We start from the raw sequence: 19,582 nt of genomic DNA on the forward strand, positions 1-19,582 counted from the left end.
CAAAATCACTATTTTTCACCACTACAATAATCATACGTGACTTGTTTTATCCATCTTGCGCTTTTTTGCTTTTTATGGTGTTAGAAGGCAGACTGTGATTATCTTGTATCTTTAGTGCCTACTTTATTTTGGAGCTTTTAATGATTGACTTATATTATGCAGATACCCCAAATGGCCAAAAAATAACGCTTTTTCTTGAAGAAACAGGCATACCTTATCAGTTACATCGCATTGATATTAGTAAAGGCGATCAATTTAAACCTGAATTTTTAGCAATTTCACCCAATAATAAAATTCCCGCTATTGTAGATAACTCACCTGCTGATGGCGGTGAACCTATCTCTATTTTTGAATCAGGTGCTATTCTTATCTATCTAGCTGAAAAAAGTGGCAAATTGCTTAGTCAAAATTTACGAGAAAAAACAACACAACTACAATGGCTGTTTTGGCAAGTGGGTGGATTTGGTCCAATGTTGGGGCAAAATCATCACTTCACTCGTTATGCCACAGAAAAAGTCCCTTATGCGATTAAACGTTATACTGAAGAAACGCAGCGTCTATATAGCGTATTAGAGAAAAGGTTAGCGCAATCACCTTACCTTGGTGGGCAAGCGTACAGCATCGCAGATATCGCCACATACACATGGGCACGTCTGCACGATCACCACAATATTGATTTGGCAAATTACCCAGCAATTCAAAAATGGCTAAACAACATTAACCAGCGCCCAGCAACAAAAAAACTCTTTGGTTAATATAAGCAATTTATATATCAGGATGATATTTATTCTTTATCAAGCAAGCAGATCAGGAGGATTGTGATGAAAATACTTGTCACTGGTGGTACAGGATTAATTGGCAAAGCATTAGTTTGTGAGCTTGCACTCGCCAATAATGATATTACGGTGCTTTCTCGTTCGCCTCAAAAAGTCTATTCGCATTTTTGTAATGAAATCACCTGTTGGACTCAACTCAATGATAAACAAAATCTTAATGAGTTTGATACCATTATTAATCTTGCTGGAGAGCCTATTGCTGATAACCGTTGGACACCTTCTCAAAAGCAGAAACTCGTTAATAGCCGTTGTCATTTAACCCAGAAATTGGTTGATTTAATTAAAGCCAGTGACTCTCCCCCTGCTGTTTTTATTTCTGGCTCGGCAGTAGGATTTTATGGTGATCAAGGTGATACTCGAGTCACTGAAGAGACGCCGGCAAATCCAGAGTTTACACATGAGCTTTGTGCAAAATGGGAGCGTATTGCACTTGAAGCGCAAACACCATTAACACGAGTGTGCTTGTTACGTACAGGTATTGTACTTTCAACACTCGGTGGCGCACTGCCTAAAATGAGCAAACCCTTTAAGTTAGGATTAGGTGGTAAATTGGGAAGTGGGAAACAGTATATGCCGTGGATCCATATTGATGATATGGTCAATGCGATTGTTTTCTTGCTTAAGAACCAAGATGCTAAAGGTGCTTTTAACTTAACAGCGCCTGAGCCTGTACAAAATAAAGAGTTTACTCGCCTATTAGGAAAAGCCTTTAATCGCCCAGCTTTAATGTCAGTACCCGAAAGCATATTACGTTTAGTGATGGGAGAAAGCGCCACATTAGTATTAGGTGGGCAACAAGCTATTCCTGAAAAATTACTTAATGCTGGTTTTGAATTTCGCTACCCACATTTAGAAGAGGCATTAAAAGATATTATTACCACAGGAAAATAATCTCTTTTTCTATTTTCAATAATTCGATGTGACTAGTACGAATAAATATTCTACCTAATAGATACTCTAAATAATCCAAGAGCTACAGCTTGAAGCATAATGAGTCGATACTCTAAATAATTCAAGATGTAGCTAGGCGACAAGTAAATGAGTCGCTAGGAGCATACAATAGTATGTGACTAGTGCGAATGAACGCAGTCAACAACGCTACAACTTGAAGTATGACGAGTAAGAGTATGACAAGTATACTTAGCGAGCTGGCTTATCGCCTTCCCACCGTTGAAACAAATCATCAGGTAAATCAATCTCAAACTGATCGAGTACACGATTAACGGTTTGATTAACAATATCATCGATGGTTTTAGGCTGAAAATAGAATGCCGGTACAGGTGGCATAATCACTGCACCTAATTCGGAAGCTTGTGTCATTAATCGTAAATGACCTAAATGCAGAGGTGTTTCACGCACACATAACACCAACTTACGCCCTTCTTTTAATACCACATCCGCAGCGCGAGTCACTAAGGTATCTGTATAGCTATGAACAATGCCTGACAGGCTTTTGATTGAACAAGGTAATATAACCATTCCATTGACGCGAAACGATCCTGAAGAGATAGATGCGCCAATATCGCGATCGTCATAAATCACATCCGCTAAAGCATGAATATCTTTTAGCGAATAATCGGTTTCTAATGAAATAGTACGGCGTGCAGCTTGGCTAATCACTAAATGTGTTTCAACAGATGGCACTGATTTCAGTATCTCTAATAAACGTATACCGTAAATTGCACCACTGGCACCTGTTAGCCCAACTATCAGCTTTTTCATTATGATCCTCAGAATATATACCTTTGTTAATCATTATGATGATTAACCCTCAAAAAACAAGCGTCGATGCAGAACACGCTGGCATCGACGCTTTATAAGGGGGATATCTTACCGAAAAATTAGCCTTCGTTATAGATTTCCAAATTTTCTATTTCATTCTGATCACGAATTTTATGTTCATCATCACGACGTAGATTTTCTAAGTAATCCAAGTAATCTTGGTCGATATCTTTCGTAATATAAACACCGTCAAACACAGAACATTCGAACTGATTAATATCAGGATTCTCTTCTTGTACTGCGGCAATTAAATCAGTGAGATCTTGGAAAATAAGCCCATCCGCACCAATTAATTTACGAATTTCATCCACTTCACGTCCATGAGCAATAAGCTCATTGGCATTTGGCATATCAATACCATACACATTAGGGAAGCGAACTTCTGGTGCGGCTGATGCAAAATAGACTTTCTTCGCACCTGCTTCTCTTGCAAGCTCGACGATTTGCTCTGATGTTGTGCCACGTACAATAGAGTCATCAATCAACAGAACATTTTTATCACGAAACTCGGCGCGATTTGCATTCAGTTTACGTCTAACCGACTTACGACGCTCTTGCTGACCCGGCATAATAAAAGTACGGCCAACATAGCGATTTTTTACAAAGCCTTGGCGATAAGGTTTATTGAGAATATGCGCAATTTCTAAGGCTATATCACAAGATGTTTCAGGAATTGGGATCACAACATCAATGTGTAAATCATCCCACTCTTTCGCAATTTTAGCGCCTAATTTCTGCCCCATACGTAAACGTGCATTATAAACCGAAATTTTATCGATAAAGGAATCTGGGCGAGCAAAGTAAACATACTCAAATAAACAAGGCATTAACTGCGGATTTTCAGCACATTGGCGGGTAAAGAGTTGCCCTTGCTCTGTGATATAAACGGCTTCTCCCGGTGCAACATCACGTAAGAATTCAAAACCTAAAGTATCAAGTGCCACACTTTCAGATGCGACCATATATTCATGGCGACCATCTTCTAAGGTACGTTTACCTAAGACTAAAGGACGAATACCAAAGGGATCACGAAAAGCCAATAAACCATGACCGATGATCAAAGCAACACAAGCATAAGCACCGCGGAGTTTTTTATGCATTGCCGCAACGGCTGCAAAAATATTATCAGGTTCAAGAGGGAAATGGTCAAAACGGTCTAATTCATATGCCAATACATTAAGCAGAATTTCAGAATCAGAGGTGGTATTGATATGGCGACGCGCTGTTTCAAATAATTGGCGACGTAACAAATGCGCATTGGTTAAATTACCATTGTGCGCCAACGTAATACCAAAAGGTGAATTCACATAAAAAGGCTGCGCTTCTGATGCACTAGAACTACCCGCTGTTGGATAACGGACATGCCCTATCCCGATAGTACCTTTTAAACGCAACATATGACGGGTTTCGAACACATCTTTAACCAGTCCGTTAGCCTTGCGAAGACGGAAACCGTTGTTACCGTCTATCGTTGCAATGCCTGCTGCATCTTGACCTCGGTGTTGTAACACCGTTAACGCATCATAAATTGATTGGTTTACTGGATTAGCTCCAGCGATACCGACAATACCGCACATGAATAGATCCTCATCAGCCAGACGGAGAGGTTATATTCTCTCCGACACGAAACTTGACGCATTTTGCAGGTAGTCAAAGAACCACCTAATAATATGGTTGAATTGAGGAATAAGCTCAGAACGTTGCCAATCAGCGCTATCTGCCATAGGCGTAAATGCGCCTAAAACAAAAAGTAATGCTGAAACTATCAGCACGCCTCTTAAAGCCCCGAAACAGACCCCCAATACACGATCTGTACCTGATAACCCTGTGCGTTGAACAAGAGAGCTAATCACATAATTCACAACAGCACCGACAATCAGTGTCGCAATAAATAACGTGACTATTGCAATCCCGTTACGAACCAGCTCATCTTCAAACCGGGTAAAATAGACGGCAAGATAAGGATAAAACTGACTAGCAACAAAGAAACCACAACCCCAGGTGATGAGTGACAATGCTTCACGAACAAAGCCACGGATCAGGCTGACTAATGCGGAAAAACCAATAATGGCAATGATGGCGTAATCTATCCAGACCATAAATTCTTTATCCAATAATGATGCTCCGCATTAATACGGAAGCATTCTAACAGAAAACGAAAACGTTTGCGTAATGCTAATTTTCGCTAATTTCAAAATAATTTACGGCGATATGAAAAATCATAATCGCCGCAATAAGTTAACGCTTTGTTACATCACTCATCTGATGACTCGTTTAGAAAAATTAAGGCTTATATGCCCTTACCTCACCTTGTAAGCCTGTAAGCTCTTTTAAATGAGGCAAAATTGCCTGTAATTCTGACTTAGAGGCACTAGGCCCGATATAAATTCGAGTCACTTGCCCTGCAACTGGGCGGGCAGGTACGGTGTATACCGGATAACCTGAGAAATGCATTTTCGCAATAATTTCTTCTACCTTCGCCGCATTTTTCAACGCACCTAATTGAACAACCCAAGCCTCGCCTTTCGGTGGCTTAGTTTCTTGCACCGGTGGCGCTGGTGGTTGTACTGGCGGCGTAACCACAGCAGGAGGCTCTGGTGTAGGTGTTGGCTGTTGTGTTGGCTGTTGTGGTGGTTGTACCGGTGGTGTAACAGGTACAACAGCTGGTGGTTCAGGTGTTGTAACAGTAGGTTGCTCAACACCTGTCACTGCTTCAGAAAGCATACCTTCAGACGCACCTTCTGACGGAGTAGAAGGCACTGAAGTTTGCTCTATCGGAGCGATAGATTCTATTTCTTGCTCATCACCGGGTTTGGGTACTAAAGGAATAGAGGCGAACTGGTCTTCGTTATATTTCTTATCGCCGTCAAGCAGTGCAGGTAAAAAAATAACCCCTACTGCCACCAATACAACGGCACCGACTAAGCGATTTTGAAATTTACTTGCCACCCACACTCTCCTTTTCCAAAAGTTCCATCACATGCGCGACAGTATGAAATGAGCCACAAACCACAACAATATCGTTAGGAGCAGCATCAGACATTGCTTGTTGCCATGCATTTTCAACACTATCAAATACCATTGGTTTTTCAAGATGTTGAGCTAATACATCCGCAGAAGCACCACGAAACTCATTAAGTGGAGCAACATACCAACTATCAGCCAATGGTGTTAAGCACGCTAATGTTCCTGCAATATCTTTATCACCCAGCATACCAACCACAATGCGCACCTGAGTATCAGATTTTTGTGGTAATTGTGATAATTTTTCCGCTAAATATCCTGCTGCATGAGGATTATGAGCCACATCAAAGATAACCAAAGGATGTTGAGAAATCACCTGAAAACGACCCGGTAATTGTGCACGAGACATACCTTCAACAATACTTTGCTGTGTTATTGCTTGGCTGATTTTATCATCAGATTTAAGCAAGCAACGAATAACACCCATCGCTGTCGCTGCATTAGCTAATGGAATATTAGGGATCGGCAACGCATCAAATTCACAATCAGCACAACGCCAATGCCAGTGATCACCTTCAATAACAAAAGACCAATCTGCTCCACGACGGAAAAGCTTAGCCTGTTTTTCATTGGCAACTTCAGCAATGGAATGAGGCATATCCGGCTCACCCACAACCGCGTAGTGATTCGCACGGAAAATACCTGCTTTCTCGTGACCAATATGCTCTCTATCTGCACCTAACCAATCAGTATGATCGAGTGCAATACTTGTGATAGCAGCAATATCTGCATCAACGATATTCGTCGCATCTAATCGACCGCCTAATCCTACTTCAAGAATAACAACATCAAGTTGTGCTTGTTGAAATAACTTCAGCGCAGCCAGAGTGCCATATTCAAAAAAGGTCAGCGAGATATCGCCTCTAGCTTGTTCAATTTCTGCAAAAACTTCACAAAAAGCATCTTCAGACAGTTCTTTGCCTTGAATACGAACACGTTCTGTATAACGAACAAGATGAGGGGAGCTATAAACGCCGACTTTCAATCCTGATGCCATCAAGATTGACTCTAGCATATGACAGGTTGTGCCTTTCCCATTTGTACCTGAGACAGTAATTACCTTAGGTGCAGGACGTAACACATTTAATATTTTTCCTACCTTGCCTACTCGCTCTAACCCCATATCAATGGCGCTGGAGTGCAAATGTTCAAGATAAGAAAGCCACACCGACAAAGGCGATGTGGCTTTAGGAGCAGTTATGATATTAGACATCTTCTTTTTTATTCGTTTCGATGTTAATTTCTGGCTCGTTGTCTGTAGATTCAATTTCATCAGCAATCATTTCTTCACTGATGATTTCATCTTCATTTTCATCTTCAACTAAATCATACTGAGTCAGCTTAGCCAGTAATTCAGCCAGCTCATCACGCATTTCAGGACGACGAACAATCATATCGATCGCCCCTTTTTCTAACAGGAATTCACTGCGTTGGAAACCAGCAGGTAGTTTTTCACGTACTGTTTGTTCAATAACGCGAGGACCTGCAAAACCAATCAGTGCTTTAGGTTCAGCAACGTTGATATCACCTAACATCGCTAAACTTGCAGAAACACCGCCCATTGTAGGGTCAGTCATTACTGAAATATAAGGCAAACCACGTTCTTGCATTTTTGCTAATGCCGCACTGGTTTTTGCCATTTGCATTAATGACATCAGCGCTTCTTGCATACGCGCACCGCCACTTGCAGAGAAGCAAACTAATGGGCAGTTATCTTCTAATGCTTGTTCAACAGCACGAACAAAACGCGCACCTACAACAGAAGCCATTGAACCGCCCATAAACGCAAATTCAAAGGATGCAGCAACAACAGGCATCTTTTTCAGCGTTCCTTTTATCACGATTAATGCATCTTTTTCTTGCGTCTGTTTTTGAGCAGCGCTAATTCTGTCTTTGTATTTTTTAGAGTCGCGGAATTTCAGAATATCTTTAGGCTCTAATTCGCTACCTAATTCTGTTGTGCTTCCTGTATCAAGGAAAGTCTCAAGGCGACGGCGCGCTGAAATGCGCATATGGTGATCACATTTAGGGCAAACCTCTAAATTGCGCTCTAATTCTGCGCGATAGAGTACCTGCCCACAGCTGTCACATTTAGTCCAAACCCCTTCAGGGATATTAGCTTTACGTGAACTTGTGATGGTGCTTTTGTTTAGAATTTTTTCAATCCAGCTCATTAATGGACCTTTTCGTCTGAATCTGACCTTCGCCAGTAAAATTATTGTTAGCGTATCAACCACAATGCACTGGCTGTGTGGTTAGCAAAGTTTATGATGATACCGCTTACTGAATTTCAGCGCATCTCTTTATTATGGCTATTCTACGGCAAAAACTTATGATAACTGCTCAAACCTCTTTGTTATCACTTTCTTTCTTTGCTTTTGCACTCGCTCTGCGGTGGCGTAGGATCTCAATAACGCCCGGTAAAATAGAAATAACAATAATGGCAACAATTAGCAATTTTAAGTTCTTTTGAACTATATCTAAGTCACCAAAAAAGTATCCTGCATAAGTAAATAGCAGTACCCATACAATTGCCCCAGTAACATTATAAAAGGCAAAATGACGATATGACATTTTACCCATTCCTGCAACGAATGGCGCAAAAGTTCGGATAATCGGCACGAATCTTGCCAAAATTATCGCTTTACCACCATGCTTTTCATAAAAAGCATGAGTTTTATCTAGATATTCACGACGGAAAATCTTTGAATCAGGCTTACTAAATAGTTTTTCACCAAAAAGTCGCCCAATAGAATAGTTAACGGCATCACCTAAAATGGCGGCACAAAGTAACAGTAAAACAATAATATGAACATTCACATCATTGGTTTCTAATGAAGCTAAAGCACCTGCAACAAATAATAAGGAGTCTCCGGGTAAGAAAGGCGTTACCACAAGCCCTGTTTCACAAAAAATAATCAGAAACAAAATGGCATAGACCCATGTACCATATTGCGCGACAAGCTCTGCTAAATGCGCATCAATATGTAAAATAAAATCAATTAGAAATTTAATTAAATCAACAAATTGCGTTAATATTTCCATAAATCCTCAGAAAACTGGGTGTCTTTATGATTGAGATATCTCAATAGGGTTATCCGCTAAAAATAGTGGGCCCATTGCAGGTTTTGGTAATTCAAAATGATCAGGATAATCCACAGAGACCAAATACAATCCATTCGCTTTAGCTGTTGCTGCGGCTTTGGTTCTGTCTTTTAAGGCTAATAATTCAGCCATCCAAGTAATGTCCTGATTGCCACACCCTATTTCTAAAAGGCTGCCAACAATATTTCTCACCATATGATGAACAAAAGCATTTGCTTTAATATCCACAACAACATAGTCACCATATCGAGAAACATTGACATGCATAACGTTACGCCACGGCGTTCGCGATTGGCATTGGACAGCCCTAAAAGAGGTAAAATCATTTTCACCCAGTAAACATTGCGCTGCTTGATGCATACGTTCGGCGTCTAAAGGATAATGAAAATGCGTCACGCCAGATGACAAAATAGCAGGACGATAACGATGATTAAAAATCACATAGCGATAACGTCTTGCCGTTGCACTAAAGCGAGCATGAAAATCATCAGAAACTGTTTTTACCCAACGTATTGCGATATCCGCAGGTAAATGAGTGTTAACGCCCATTGTCCAAGCGGGATCTTTACGGTGTGCCGTTGTTTCAAAATGGACAACTTGCCCTGTTGCATGTACTCCAGCATCAGTTCTTCCCGCACAAAATACAGATATAGGCTCATTAGCCACTTGTGAAAGTGCTTTTTCTAACCGTTCTTGTACACTGCGCACTTCATTTTGGCGTTGCCAGCCATAATAACGGCTACCATCATATTCAACGCCTAGAGCAATTTTGATTGTTGTGCTTTCAGAAATAACCGCCGACTCAGTCAAGGGTTGTTCTGTTACTTCAGCACTCACTTGCGCATTCATTAGTAAAACTGCTCCTGCATTAATTGCTCTGCGACTTCGACAGCCATTAATGCCCCACCAAAGCGCACGTTATCTGCGACTGACCAGAATTGTAAAGCTTCAGGCATACCATAATCGTTACGGAAACAACCTAAATTTAAGCTCACATTACCAGATGCATCGGTGACTTGAGTTGGAAAATCATTTTCATCACTGATATTAAGATCTTCATTTTCTTGTAATGTTTCACGCGCTTCATCACTACCCATCGGGCGTGAGGTTTCTAATTGAACCGACTGTGCATTACCATAGAAAACAGGCGCTTGTAGTGTAGTGACAGAGATTGGCAAGCCTTCATCTTGTAAAATTTTACGGATTTGGTCAACCATACGACGCTCTTCTTGTATAGAGCCTTCGTCATCAACCATCAAAGGTAAAATGTTAAATGCTAACTGTTTATTAAAACGACCTAATTCAGGAGGAATACCATTAAGTAAACGAGCACTTTGCCCTGCCAGTTCATCTACAGCTTGTTTTCCAAAACGAGAAACAGACATTAAATTTGTCACGCTAAGGCGCGTTAAACCCGCAGATTCGGTTAATGGGTTAATGGCACGTAATAATTGGCTCACCATGCTATCCGCAATTGAAACAATATTACGAGTGCGGTATTCCGCAAGCATTGCACTGTTCACGCCAGGAACAATCAACGGCACATCCCAATCCATTGCAAAGATGCCACTACAATCGATGACAATACAGCCAGCATCAGCCGCTTGTTGTGCATATTGCGCACTGATTTCTGTCGGTGCAGCAAAGAATGCTAATTGAATATCAGCCCACTCGATATTGTGAATACCTTGAACCGCAACACTTTTGCTGTTTACACGCACTGATTTCCCAATGCTATCTTCACTTGCGATTGCGGTTAATTCACCAATGGGAAATTCACGCTCTTGTAGCAGTTCTAAAATCGCTTCACCAACAGCGCCTGTTGCACCAACAACTGCAATATTCCAACCTTCTCCCATAAGATATCCTCCAATACCATAAAATTTTTAAAATAATATTTTGCTTTATTTGTGTGTGGCACTTTTATATGTAGCACTAAAGCCAATTGCATTTAATGTGTCAACAGTGGCTTGATTGTCACAAATGACGTGTAGTGAAGACCACTCACGACGTACAGGGTAAAATTTGCGTAATTTATCAAACTCCCCTTTTATTCCCGCCACTTTTCGTAATGGAGCATCATCACGGCGCACATCATAAACAAGATGAATAAGTTGTTTTAAAAGTGTTTGTGTTAACTCGCCTTGTACTGAAATAGTTGAAATAGTAGGTGCAGGTAATAATGTTGATAATTCAACTGTTTGGGGCTGACCAATAAAATCACAATAAGCTTCGAAAACCTGAGTTGTACCACGCGCCTTACCTTCTAAGGTATAACCAGCAATATGTGGTGTTGCGATATCAACTTTATTTAATAACTCAATAGAAAGATCTGGCTCTGGCTCCCAAACATCCAATACAACGCGTAAGGATTTACCTTTCTCAAGTACAGACAATAATGCTTGATTATCAACAACCTCGCCACGGCTTGCATTAATTAAAATACGCCCTTCAGGTAATTTTTCGAGGTTACTCTCATTAATTAAATGATAACTTTTATATGGTCCCGATTTATTGAGAGGTGTATGGAAAGTTAGAATATCTGCTTTTTCTAACAATGTTTCCAATGGATGAAATTCTTCATCATCACCATTATCCGCTCTTGGTGGATCGCAAAGTAAAACATTTACACCTAATGCACGAAGGCGTGTTGCTAATCGCCCCCCCACATTTCCTACACCCACAATACCGACAACTTTATCGGTTAATTGAAAGCTATCTTGCTCTGCTAGCATCATCAGTGCAGAAAATACATATTCAACAACTGCGATAGCATTGCAGCCTGGAGCTGATGAAAAACCAATTTGTTGTTGTTCTAACCATGCAATATCAACATGATCGAAACCCGCTGTTGCGGTTCCAACAAATTTCACTGGCTTGCCTGATAATAAGGATTCATTGACTTTAGTAATTGATCTCACCATTAAGGCATCAGAATCATTAAGCTCATCAGTAGGTAATGGGCGACCAGAAACAGCTTTTACCTCACCTAATTGGCGGAAAAGTTGTTCCGCATAAGGCATATTTTCATCAACCAGAATTTTCACGGTGTTATCTCACTGATTTGGTATTTATGTGTGTAAGCAATCAATCGAAAAACAAAATTAAGCGGTCTATTTTGCCACTTATTCACAGCAAAGCCTATTATTGACAGTAAAATCCGCCTAGATTTTAAGTAAATATATGAAAAGAAGGCTTAACAATTGGGTAATCGGCGGAAACGTTCCGGTGTTGTACCAGCAAATTGTTGAAACATCGCAATAAATGAAGATGAAGAGCTATATCCCACATCAAATGCAATTTCATTCACGCTTTTGCCTTGCTCTAATAAAGAAATTGCATGTAAAAAGCGTAGGCGCTTACGCCATTCACTAAAAGACATACCTAATTCTTGTTGGCAACGACGAGAAAGTGTTCTTTCTGAGGTATAGCGTTTTTTAGCCCATTCTTCCAACGAGGTGTTATCTGCCGGATTTTGCTCTAATACAGAAAGTATAGGGGCAAGTAATTTATCTTTAGAGGAAGGTAAATAAGTATGATGTATTGGTGAAGCTTTAAGTTGATCAATCAGTACTTGGGCTAAGCGAAAATCTTCTTCTGTTTGTGGTTTACACACACCACGATGGAAGAAGTCAGAAAATATAGTTGAAAAAATAGCACTCAATTGAATCAGACAAGGTTTATCTAATAATCCTTCACACCAATCTGGTGCGATATCTAGCACCTTAAAAGAGAGTGTTTTTTTATTGTAACTGGCGTGTCCTACATTTTTGGGTATCCATACACTAAATTCTGGTGGCGCTAAAAACCGCTGTCCCCCGGCTTCTAAATCCATGACACCTGAAATCACATAAAGCAGCTGACCAAAATCATGTTGATGATAAACAAACTCTGTTTCAGCTAATAGTTGCTCGTCACGGAATCGAACCGTATCAGGATCAGACAATAACCATTGCATTTTTTGTTGTTCAATTGTCATCTTTATGTTGTTCTCTTGTCATGTTGTCTTTATTGGCTTATCAGTTGTCTGGTTTTCATTATATATATCTAATCAGACAGGCTTACAATAGCCACCTGGTTTAAAAATAGATGTGAGAACAATGAAAAACGCAATTTTTCCGCTTTTAGCGGTGTTAATCTGGTCCATTAATGCAGTCGTCAATAAAGCAGCCGCGTCTGTTATCGATCCTGCTGCAATCTCTTTTTATCGTTGGTTCCTCGCCTTTTTAATTATGACACCTTTTTTGATCATGCCAGTTTGGCATCATCGTAAAACCGTCAAACAATATTGGTGGAAATTGTTTATTCTTGGTGCATTGGGGATGGTGATGTACCAAAGTTTGGCTTATTATGCAGCGCATTATGTTAGCGCAACATTTATGGGGATTTTGAATTCTCTCATCCCATTATTAACCGTTATTATTAGTATTTTTGTTCTACGTGTTGTACCTACAGTAGGTATTGTTTTAGGCACAGTGCTTTCAATTAGTGGCTTAGTTTGGTTAATTAGCCGTGGCGAACCTTCTCAGTTGCTTTCCCAAGGTTTGGGTTATGGTGAGCTGATGATGTTTATTGCTTCGGCGTCATACGCCCTCTATGGAGTATTAACAAAACGCTGGTCAATTGCCCTACCTAACTGGCAATCACTTTATGTGCAAATTGGATTTGGTGTTCTGTTATTATTGCCAAACTTCTTTCTCGCCGAAAGTGTTGCGTTAACAAAAGATAATATTGGATTAGTTATCTTCGCAGGTATCGGGGCTTCTATTCTTGCGCCTTATTTGTGGATTTTAGGTGTGATGAAATTAGGTGCAAATACGACCTCTATTTTTATGAACCTAATGCCATTATTTACTGCAATGATCGCTATCGCGCTTCTTGGTGAAGAAATGCATAGTTATCACTTAGTGGGTGGTGGTATTGTGTTACTTGGCGTGCTCTTAGTGCAACAACTCAGAACGCCACTGAATTTCCGACGTCCGTCTGCTCAGAAAAAAGCAGATTGTCGTCAGGAGATGTGAGTCAATGTCAAAAAGACAACAATAAAAAATGCCGGCTAAATTCTTAGCCGGTCACATTCATAATGTTAGGTTTAATAAATAAAACTGACACAAGAAATCAAAGTATAAAATATAAAGTAATACAAGTATCCGTGGCAAACATTACCAAGTTTTATATTAAATAGCTCCTACTTATTTGTAATAAAATAACCCAGATCAATTTTTTCGCGCTCTTTTTGTCTTATTCAAGTTTTCCATTCCCCTAACTCCATATAAAACAAAACATTTAATGACTTTGGGTAAAAATAAATTAAACGATTGAAATAAAATGAACCTGATTTAATTTTCTCAATGTAAACAACATATTAACAAAAACCGTCTATTTTATTAGAATAATAAAACAAGTAACTATTAGGGAGGGTATTTTTAAGCGTTATTTATATAATCTTTTTTTAATGATTTTTATTCGAAAAATATCTTTATTAGAATAATAAATTATTTTGCATAATGAATTTAAAATAAAAAAGCAGACTCCATTTAAATGAAGCCTGCTTTTTTTAATAAGAAAATATAAGTATATCTAACTATTTTTTATATTTACTCATGACTAATGAAGCATTTGTACCACCAAAACCAAAGCTATTTGACATTACAGTCTCCAGCTTCTGCTCTGTTGGTTGAGTAATGATGTTCATACCCATTGCTTTATCGTCTAATTCTTCAATATTGATGCTTGGTGCAATAAATCCATGTTCTAACATCAGTAAGCTATAAATTGCTTCATGCACACCAGCCGCACCTAATGAGTGACCCGTCATTGCTTTTGTTGCAGAGATAGCTGGTGTATGCGAACCAAACACCTCAGTGATAGCTTCAAGTTCTTTTAGATCGCCAACGGGTGTTGAAGTACCGTGTGTATTGATATAATCAACTTTATCAATACCTTGCATTGCCATTTGCATACAACGTACAGCACCTTCACCTGAAGGAGCAACCATGTCTGCACCATCAGACGTTGCGCCATAACCTACAACTTCGCCATAGATATGTGCACCACGCGCTAATGCGTGTTCTAACTCTTCAACCACCACAATACCGCCACCGCCTGCGATAACAAAACCATCACGGTTTTTATCGTAAGTACGAGAAGCTTTGGTTGGAGTTTCGTTATATTTAGTTGAGAGTGCACCCATTGCGTCAAATTCGCAGGTCATTTCCCAACTTAGCTCTTCACCACCACCAGCAAATACAACATCTTGTTTGCCTAACTGGATGAGCTCAACGGCGTGACCAATACAGTGTGCCGATGTTGAACAAGCAGAACTGATTGAATAGTTAACGCCTTTAATTTTGAACGGTGTTGCTAAACAAGCTGAAACACCTGATGCCATTGCACGAGTTACCATATAAGGACCTACGCCACGTAGACCTTTTGCTCTCATGCCATCAGAACCTTGGACTTGGTTACGTGGAGAACCACCACCAGAACCAACGACTAAGCCAGAACGAATATTAGAAACTTGGTCTTCAGTCAGACCTGAATCAGCTATCGCCTCTTGCATAGATAAATAGGCATAAACCGATGCGTCGCTCATAAAACGGCGGATTTTACGGTCAATAAGACCTTCAGTATCAAGCTTAACGTTGCCCCAAATGTGGCTACGAAGCCCCATCTCTTTAAATTCTTCTGAGAAAGTTATCCCGGAACGACCTTCTTTTAAAGAATCCAGCACTTCTTTCTGGTTATTACCAATGCTCGAAACAATACCCAGACCCGTGATCACTGCGCGCTTCATTCATACCTCTTTACAATAATAGTTGTAGCTGCGGGATTTCTGAGTAGCACTTTAGCGTACAGTTGTACGCCGAACAAGTCCGATCAGGATCTTTTTTACAAAAATACAGATAAGCTGATAAAACACTTTCCCCTTTAAGGCTGGCACAAGCAACCTAACGGCGCTAAGATATTAGTTAATTTTTTCGAGAAATACAGGCAGTTCCGTGAATAATAGCCCGATAAATACTGCGTCTTTAAGTTGGAATGAACTTGGTACGCCTATCTCTGAACAATTTGGCGATATTTACTTTTCAAACCAAGACGGTCTAGAAGAAACTCGACATGTGTTCTTACATGGAAATCATTTTCCATCACGTTTTGGTACACATGTACGCTCTGAATGTGTTATCGCAGAAACAGGATTTGGTACTGGGCTTAATTTTTTAACACTGTGGCAAGCTTTCGAGCAATTTAGGCAAACATCCCCTGACTCTCGTTTAAAACGTCTTCATTATGTTAGTTTCGAGAAATTCCCTCTTACAAAAAGTGACTTACAATCGGCACACTGCCATTGGCCTGAACTCGAAAAATATTCACAATCGCTTTGTGCTCAATGGCCATTAGCCATTGCGGGTTGCCATCGCATTATTCTTGCTGATGGGGCAATTACACTGGATTTATGGTTTGGTGATATCAATATCTTGTTACCCCAAACTCGCCAAGCACTACATAATAAAGTCGATGCATGGTTCTTAGATGGTTTTGCGCCTTCTAAAAACCCACAAATGTGGAGTGAAATTCTCTTTCAATCGATGGCTAATTCAATGCGGGAAAACGGCACATTTGCAACGTTTACCGCCGCAGGAATTGTCAAACGAGGTTTGCAAAGTGTTGGTTTTGAGATAAATAAAATCAAAGGATTTGGTCAAAAAAGAGAGATGCTGACAGGTATTTTCCCACATCCTCCCTCTCCTGAATTTCTCCCTTACTATGCAAGACCAAGTGCAACCAAAGCACAGAACATTGCAATTATAGGCGGTGGCATTGCCAGCACATTTGCCGCGCTTTCCTGCCTAAGAAGAGGTGCCAATGTCACCTTGTATTGTGAAGATGGACAACCTGCAACTAATGCCTCAGGTAATCGACAAGGTGTGTTATATCCTTTACTCAATGGCAAATCCGATGAACTAGAACAATTTTTTACAACCGCATTTCTATTTGCTCATCGCACTTATGACAACCTAAGTAAAGCAGGAATTCCTTTTTCACATCAATGGTCTGGCGTTGCACAAATTATTTATAACGAAAAAATTCGTAAAAAAGCACAGAGAATTATCGATAATTCCATACCCTTTACTCAAATAGCACGTTACCTCGATAAAGACGAAGTCAATAAACTCAGCGGATTGGACGTTAATTATGATGCTTTGTTTTACCCACAAGCGGGCTGGCTTTCACCGACTGAGCTTACAATCAATACATTAAAATACGCTGAACAATTAGGGTTAACGTTGCGATTTAATCATCAAGTTACTCAAATAAGTGTACAAGAAGCGTCTTGGCGCTTAGAGGTTGTTCATCACGATGGAGAAAGTACAACACAATTTCAGTCACAATATGATTGCGTTATTTTGGCAAATGGACATCGAATTACAGACTTTACTCAAAGTGCAAAATTACCTATTAGCGCAGTTAGAGGGCAAGTTAGCCATATTCCAACAACAAAGACATTATCAAAACTAAAAACTGTGCTTTGTTATGATGGCTATTTTACCCCCGTTGGCAACCAAGATAATTTGCATTGTGTGGGAGCAAGCTTTCGCCGCGATCGATTAGATCTAGCAGTCTCGATACAAGAGCAAGAAAATAACCAAGCTCATCTTACACAGTGTTTAGCAAAAGCGCTTTGGGTTAAAGAAGTCGATTTTAGCCGAAACGAAGCGCGAATAGGTATTCGTTGCACTATACGTGATCACCTACCGTTATTAGGCGAAGTACCTGATTTTGAAAAATTGCGAGTAGCATATACGCATTTAGATAGATTTAAACGCAGAAGACAAACGCCAGCTTTAGCTCCTGCTTATCCTCAACTTTATATTATCAGTGCATTAGGCTCTCGTGGATTATGTTCAGCGCCTTTGTCAGCCGAAATTCTTGCAAGCCAAATTTTTGATGAACCTTTTCCGGTTGAAGATAATGTGTTGAATGCCTTACACCCTAATCGTTTTTGGGTAAGACCATTACTGCGTGGGAAGCCGATTGAAGTGAAATAAATGTATAAGCAACCGACCTCGGTTGCTTATTTTTTACTTTTTGATTATCTCGCTGTTATATCCGAGATCATCACATCCAAAGAGAAGCTAAATCTCAAGCTTCATTGCACAGCGCGTTTCCTTTAAAAAGCCGCCGCTTTCAACTTCATCATCTAAGATTTTTTGCAAAGAATAAGGAATTTCGTTTTCTGGTAAAATAGAAAAACCTAAACGCTGATAGTACGGTGCATTCCAAGGAACATGGCGAAATGTTGTCAGCGTAACAGAGTCAAATTTATGTGCTTTTGCTTCATCTTTTACTTTTTGAATAAGTAACTTACCAATCCCTCTATTTTGCCAATCTTGGCTCACTGAAAGTTCATGGATAAATAAGCTTTCAGGTAAAGCTGTCGTCATAATAAAACCAACAGGCTCGTTATCACTATTAACTGCTACCCAATGCCCTTGCTGATGAATAAACACTAAATGTTTTTCAACACTTTGTACGCCACCTTCACTTATCCAACGTAAGTCTTCTAACGTACTAAAGAGCTGTCCTGCTGATTGCTCAATAGCAGGCAATTTAGTGGCATCATCGATTTGTGTTTGATGGATCGTAATATCGTTATTTTTTATTTTGTTTTGTGTTGTTGTCATTTCTTTTTCCAGCTCAGGTGTTTTTATACTTTTATGCTTAATTTATTAAAAAGCCATCCTGTTGGATGGCTTATGTTAATACTAAAATGGCTTCTTATTTTTAAGTCGTTAATCTTTAGGTAATATACCGTAAGATTGGAACTTCTGAGTCTCTATAATAAAACGATTATAGTACATGTTGTCTTCTACTGAATCCTTCACCACACGGTTACTATAAGCGCGAACAACAGCAAGTGTCGCCTTATGAAGTTTATCTTTTAGTGTGTTATGGATCTTCGGATCTTCACTTTCTTGAATTTGATTTAATAATGAAACAAGCTCTTCTGCTTCAGCTTGAATATCAGGATCAGTAAATTCTGCTGTCGGCAACATATAGTCTAAATCAAGATTAACAGAATCGTGATATTCATCTTCTTGAGTAAACGGCTCTAAGTCTTTGTTGTATTCTGCTGAAATATATTTAATAAATTCAGGTTTATCAAAGCATTTATTTTTTATGCCACCATCATTATTTTTATTTCGAGTACGAATTTCATTAGGAAATGGTTCGCCTAAGGCATAAGTACACTGAAAAATATTACCATCGATTAATGTGGCATTAGTGCTACGCACTGGCAGTTCAAATTCATAGCCATTAATAATAACGGGGTGATCGACAGGTTTAAATTGATCTGTTTTTCCCTTTACTGCATAAACTTCTGAAAGGGTGTAATACATAAAATTATCAGGATTTAGTATGCCACCATTATTCTGGTCATAAACCATAAATCTAGCATCATTACCGGCATTATCTTTTAAACTATGCTCACCAGGTGACAGCGTTATATAACCATTTTTACCCGGTTCAACCTGATATTCTTTACCATCGACGCTAAAACTAATGACTTTTTCGCTTGGATTACTGTAATAAAACTTATTTTTTTTATTATCTAAATCGAATTGGTCACAAGCAGATAAAAATAAAACTGCGCTAGTCAGTAGGCCTATTTTAAAGAAATTTTTCATCGTATCGTTATCCTTATCATAAATATTCTATGCAAATCATTTGCATCCCGAGAAACATTCCTAAAAAACATTTAAAAGTAATTTTACAGAAATGGCAAGGAGTTACAAAAGATAGCACTATTATGCTTAATCAATGAGAGATAC

Annotated in this window: 18 protein-coding genes; 4 read left to right on the forward strand and 14 right to left on the reverse strand. The window is 39.5% G+C overall.

Annotated elements, in window-relative coordinates; genetic code table 11:
* The first annotated feature begins 140 nt into the window (after window positions 1-140).
* Together ABN236_RS10470 and ABN236_RS10475 are read left to right on the forward strand one after the other, a co-directional pair.
* Entirely contained in the window at window positions 141-755 is a 615-nt protein-coding gene (locus ABN236_RS10470; RefSeq protein ID WP_311755027.1) for a glutathione binding-like protein, read from the forward strand.
* A gap of 66 nt (window positions 756-821) precedes the next feature.
* On the forward strand, window positions 822-1,727 hold the full coding sequence (locus tag ABN236_RS10475) for a TIGR01777 family oxidoreductase (protein ID WP_349473931.1): 906 nt from the start codon (window positions 822-824) through the stop codon (window positions 1,725-1,727).
* 249 nt (window positions 1,728-1,976) lie between these two features.
* Here ABN236_RS10475 and ABN236_RS10480 read toward each other — a convergent pair whose 3' ends face one another.
* The 11 genes from ABN236_RS10480 to ABN236_RS10530 form a co-directional block, all read right to left on the reverse strand.
* Window positions 1,977-2,558 carry a UbiX family flavin prenyltransferase gene (locus tag ABN236_RS10480; protein WP_006533335.1) on the reverse strand — a complete coding sequence of 194 codons (582 nt, stop codon included), beginning with the start codon at window positions 2,556-2,558 and terminating at the stop codon, window positions 1,977-1,979.
* Window positions 2,559-2,677: 119 nt separating this feature from the next.
* A complete protein-coding gene (gene purF / locus ABN236_RS10485; protein WP_075670606.1) occupies window positions 2,678-4,195 on the reverse strand; it encodes an amidophosphoribosyltransferase in 1,518 nt (505 codons plus the stop codon).
* A 30-nt stretch (window positions 4,196-4,225) separates the two neighbouring features.
* Entirely contained in the window at window positions 4,226-4,717 is a 492-nt protein-coding gene (gene cvpA / locus ABN236_RS10490) for a colicin V production protein (RefSeq protein WP_023581692.1), read from the reverse strand.
* A 184-nt stretch (window positions 4,718-4,901) separates the two neighbouring features.
* On the reverse strand, window positions 4,902-5,567 hold the full coding sequence (dedD, locus tag ABN236_RS10495; RefSeq protein WP_194950832.1) for a cell division protein DedD: 666 nt from the start codon (window positions 5,565-5,567) through the stop codon (window positions 4,902-4,904).
* A complete protein-coding gene (folC, locus tag ABN236_RS10500; RefSeq protein ID WP_349473932.1) occupies window positions 5,557-6,855 on the reverse strand; it encodes a bifunctional tetrahydrofolate synthase/dihydrofolate synthase in 1,299 nt (432 codons plus the stop codon). The genes dedD and folC overlap by 11 nt, the downstream gene beginning before the upstream one ends.
* Window positions 6,848-7,816: an acetyl-CoA carboxylase, carboxyltransferase subunit beta gene (gene accD / locus ABN236_RS10505; protein WP_349473933.1), complete on the reverse strand. Its 969-nt coding sequence runs from the start codon at window positions 7,814-7,816 to the stop codon at window positions 6,848-6,850. The genes folC and accD overlap by 8 nt, the downstream gene beginning before the upstream one ends.
* 169 nt (window positions 7,817-7,985) lie before the next feature.
* Window positions 7,986-8,687, reverse strand: a complete 702-nt coding sequence (locus ABN236_RS10510) for a DedA family protein (protein WP_194950835.1) — start codon at window positions 8,685-8,687, stop codon at window positions 7,986-7,988.
* 24 nt (window positions 8,688-8,711) lie between these two features.
* The gene (gene truA / locus ABN236_RS10515) at window positions 8,712-9,596 is read right to left on the reverse strand and encodes a tRNA pseudouridine(38-40) synthase TruA (RefSeq protein ID WP_227718990.1); all 885 of its coding nucleotides are present in this window, start codon (window positions 9,594-9,596) and stop codon (window positions 8,712-8,714) included.
* On the reverse strand, window positions 9,596-10,606 hold the full coding sequence (locus ABN236_RS10520; protein ID WP_088495103.1) for an aspartate-semialdehyde dehydrogenase: 1,011 nt from the start codon (window positions 10,604-10,606) through the stop codon (window positions 9,596-9,598). Before ABN236_RS10520 ends, truA begins: the two co-directional genes overlap by 1 nt.
* Window positions 10,607-10,651: 45 nt before the next feature.
* Window positions 10,652-11,794: a 4-phosphoerythronate dehydrogenase PdxB gene (pdxB, locus tag ABN236_RS10525; protein WP_349473934.1), complete on the reverse strand. Its 1,143-nt coding sequence runs from the start codon at window positions 11,792-11,794 to the stop codon at window positions 10,652-10,654.
* A 149-nt stretch (window positions 11,795-11,943) separates the two neighbouring features.
* Window positions 11,944-12,726, reverse strand: coding sequence for an AraC family transcriptional regulator (locus ABN236_RS10530; RefSeq protein WP_270753884.1), 783 nt, complete (start codon window positions 12,724-12,726; stop codon window positions 11,944-11,946).
* 121 nt (window positions 12,727-12,847) lie between these two features.
* On the opposite strand from ABN236_RS10530, the gene ABN236_RS10535 reads away from it, so the two are divergent.
* On the forward strand, window positions 12,848-13,768 hold the full coding sequence (locus tag ABN236_RS10535) for a DMT family transporter (RefSeq protein WP_088495100.1): 921 nt from the start codon (window positions 12,848-12,850) through the stop codon (window positions 13,766-13,768).
* 563 nt (window positions 13,769-14,331) lie between these two features.
* Here the strand turns inward: ABN236_RS10535 and fabB are convergent.
* Window positions 14,332-15,543: a beta-ketoacyl-ACP synthase I gene (gene fabB / locus ABN236_RS10540; protein ID WP_088495099.1), complete on the reverse strand. Its 1,212-nt coding sequence runs from the start codon at window positions 15,541-15,543 to the stop codon at window positions 14,332-14,334.
* Between the two features lie 205 nt (window positions 15,544-15,748).
* On the opposite strand from fabB, the gene mnmC reads away from it, so the two are divergent.
* The gene (gene mnmC, locus ABN236_RS10545; RefSeq protein ID WP_349473935.1) at window positions 15,749-17,797 is read left to right on the forward strand and encodes a bifunctional tRNA (5-methylaminomethyl-2-thiouridine)(34)-methyltransferase MnmC2/FAD-dependent 5-carboxymethylaminomethyl-2-thiouridine(34) oxidoreductase MnmC1; all 2,049 of its coding nucleotides are present in this window, start codon (window positions 15,749-15,751) and stop codon (window positions 17,795-17,797) included.
* 87 nt (window positions 17,798-17,884) lie between these two features.
* On the opposite strand, the gene ABN236_RS10550 is transcribed toward mnmC, so the two are convergent.
* Window positions 17,885-18,433, reverse strand: coding sequence for a GNAT family N-acetyltransferase (locus ABN236_RS10550; RefSeq protein ID WP_349473936.1), 549 nt, complete (start codon window positions 18,431-18,433; stop codon window positions 17,885-17,887).
* A 108-nt stretch (window positions 18,434-18,541) separates the two neighbouring features.
* Window positions 18,542-19,438 carry a cupin domain-containing protein gene (locus tag ABN236_RS10555; protein WP_311755035.1) on the reverse strand — a complete coding sequence of 299 codons (897 nt, stop codon included), beginning with the start codon at window positions 19,436-19,438 and terminating at the stop codon, window positions 18,542-18,544.
* Window positions 19,439-19,582 lie beyond the last annotated feature (144 nt).

The organism is Proteus sp. fly-1013 (genome assembly GCF_040140245.1).
Lineage (GTDB): Bacteria > Pseudomonadota > Gammaproteobacteria > Enterobacterales > Enterobacteriaceae > Proteus > Proteus mirabilis_B.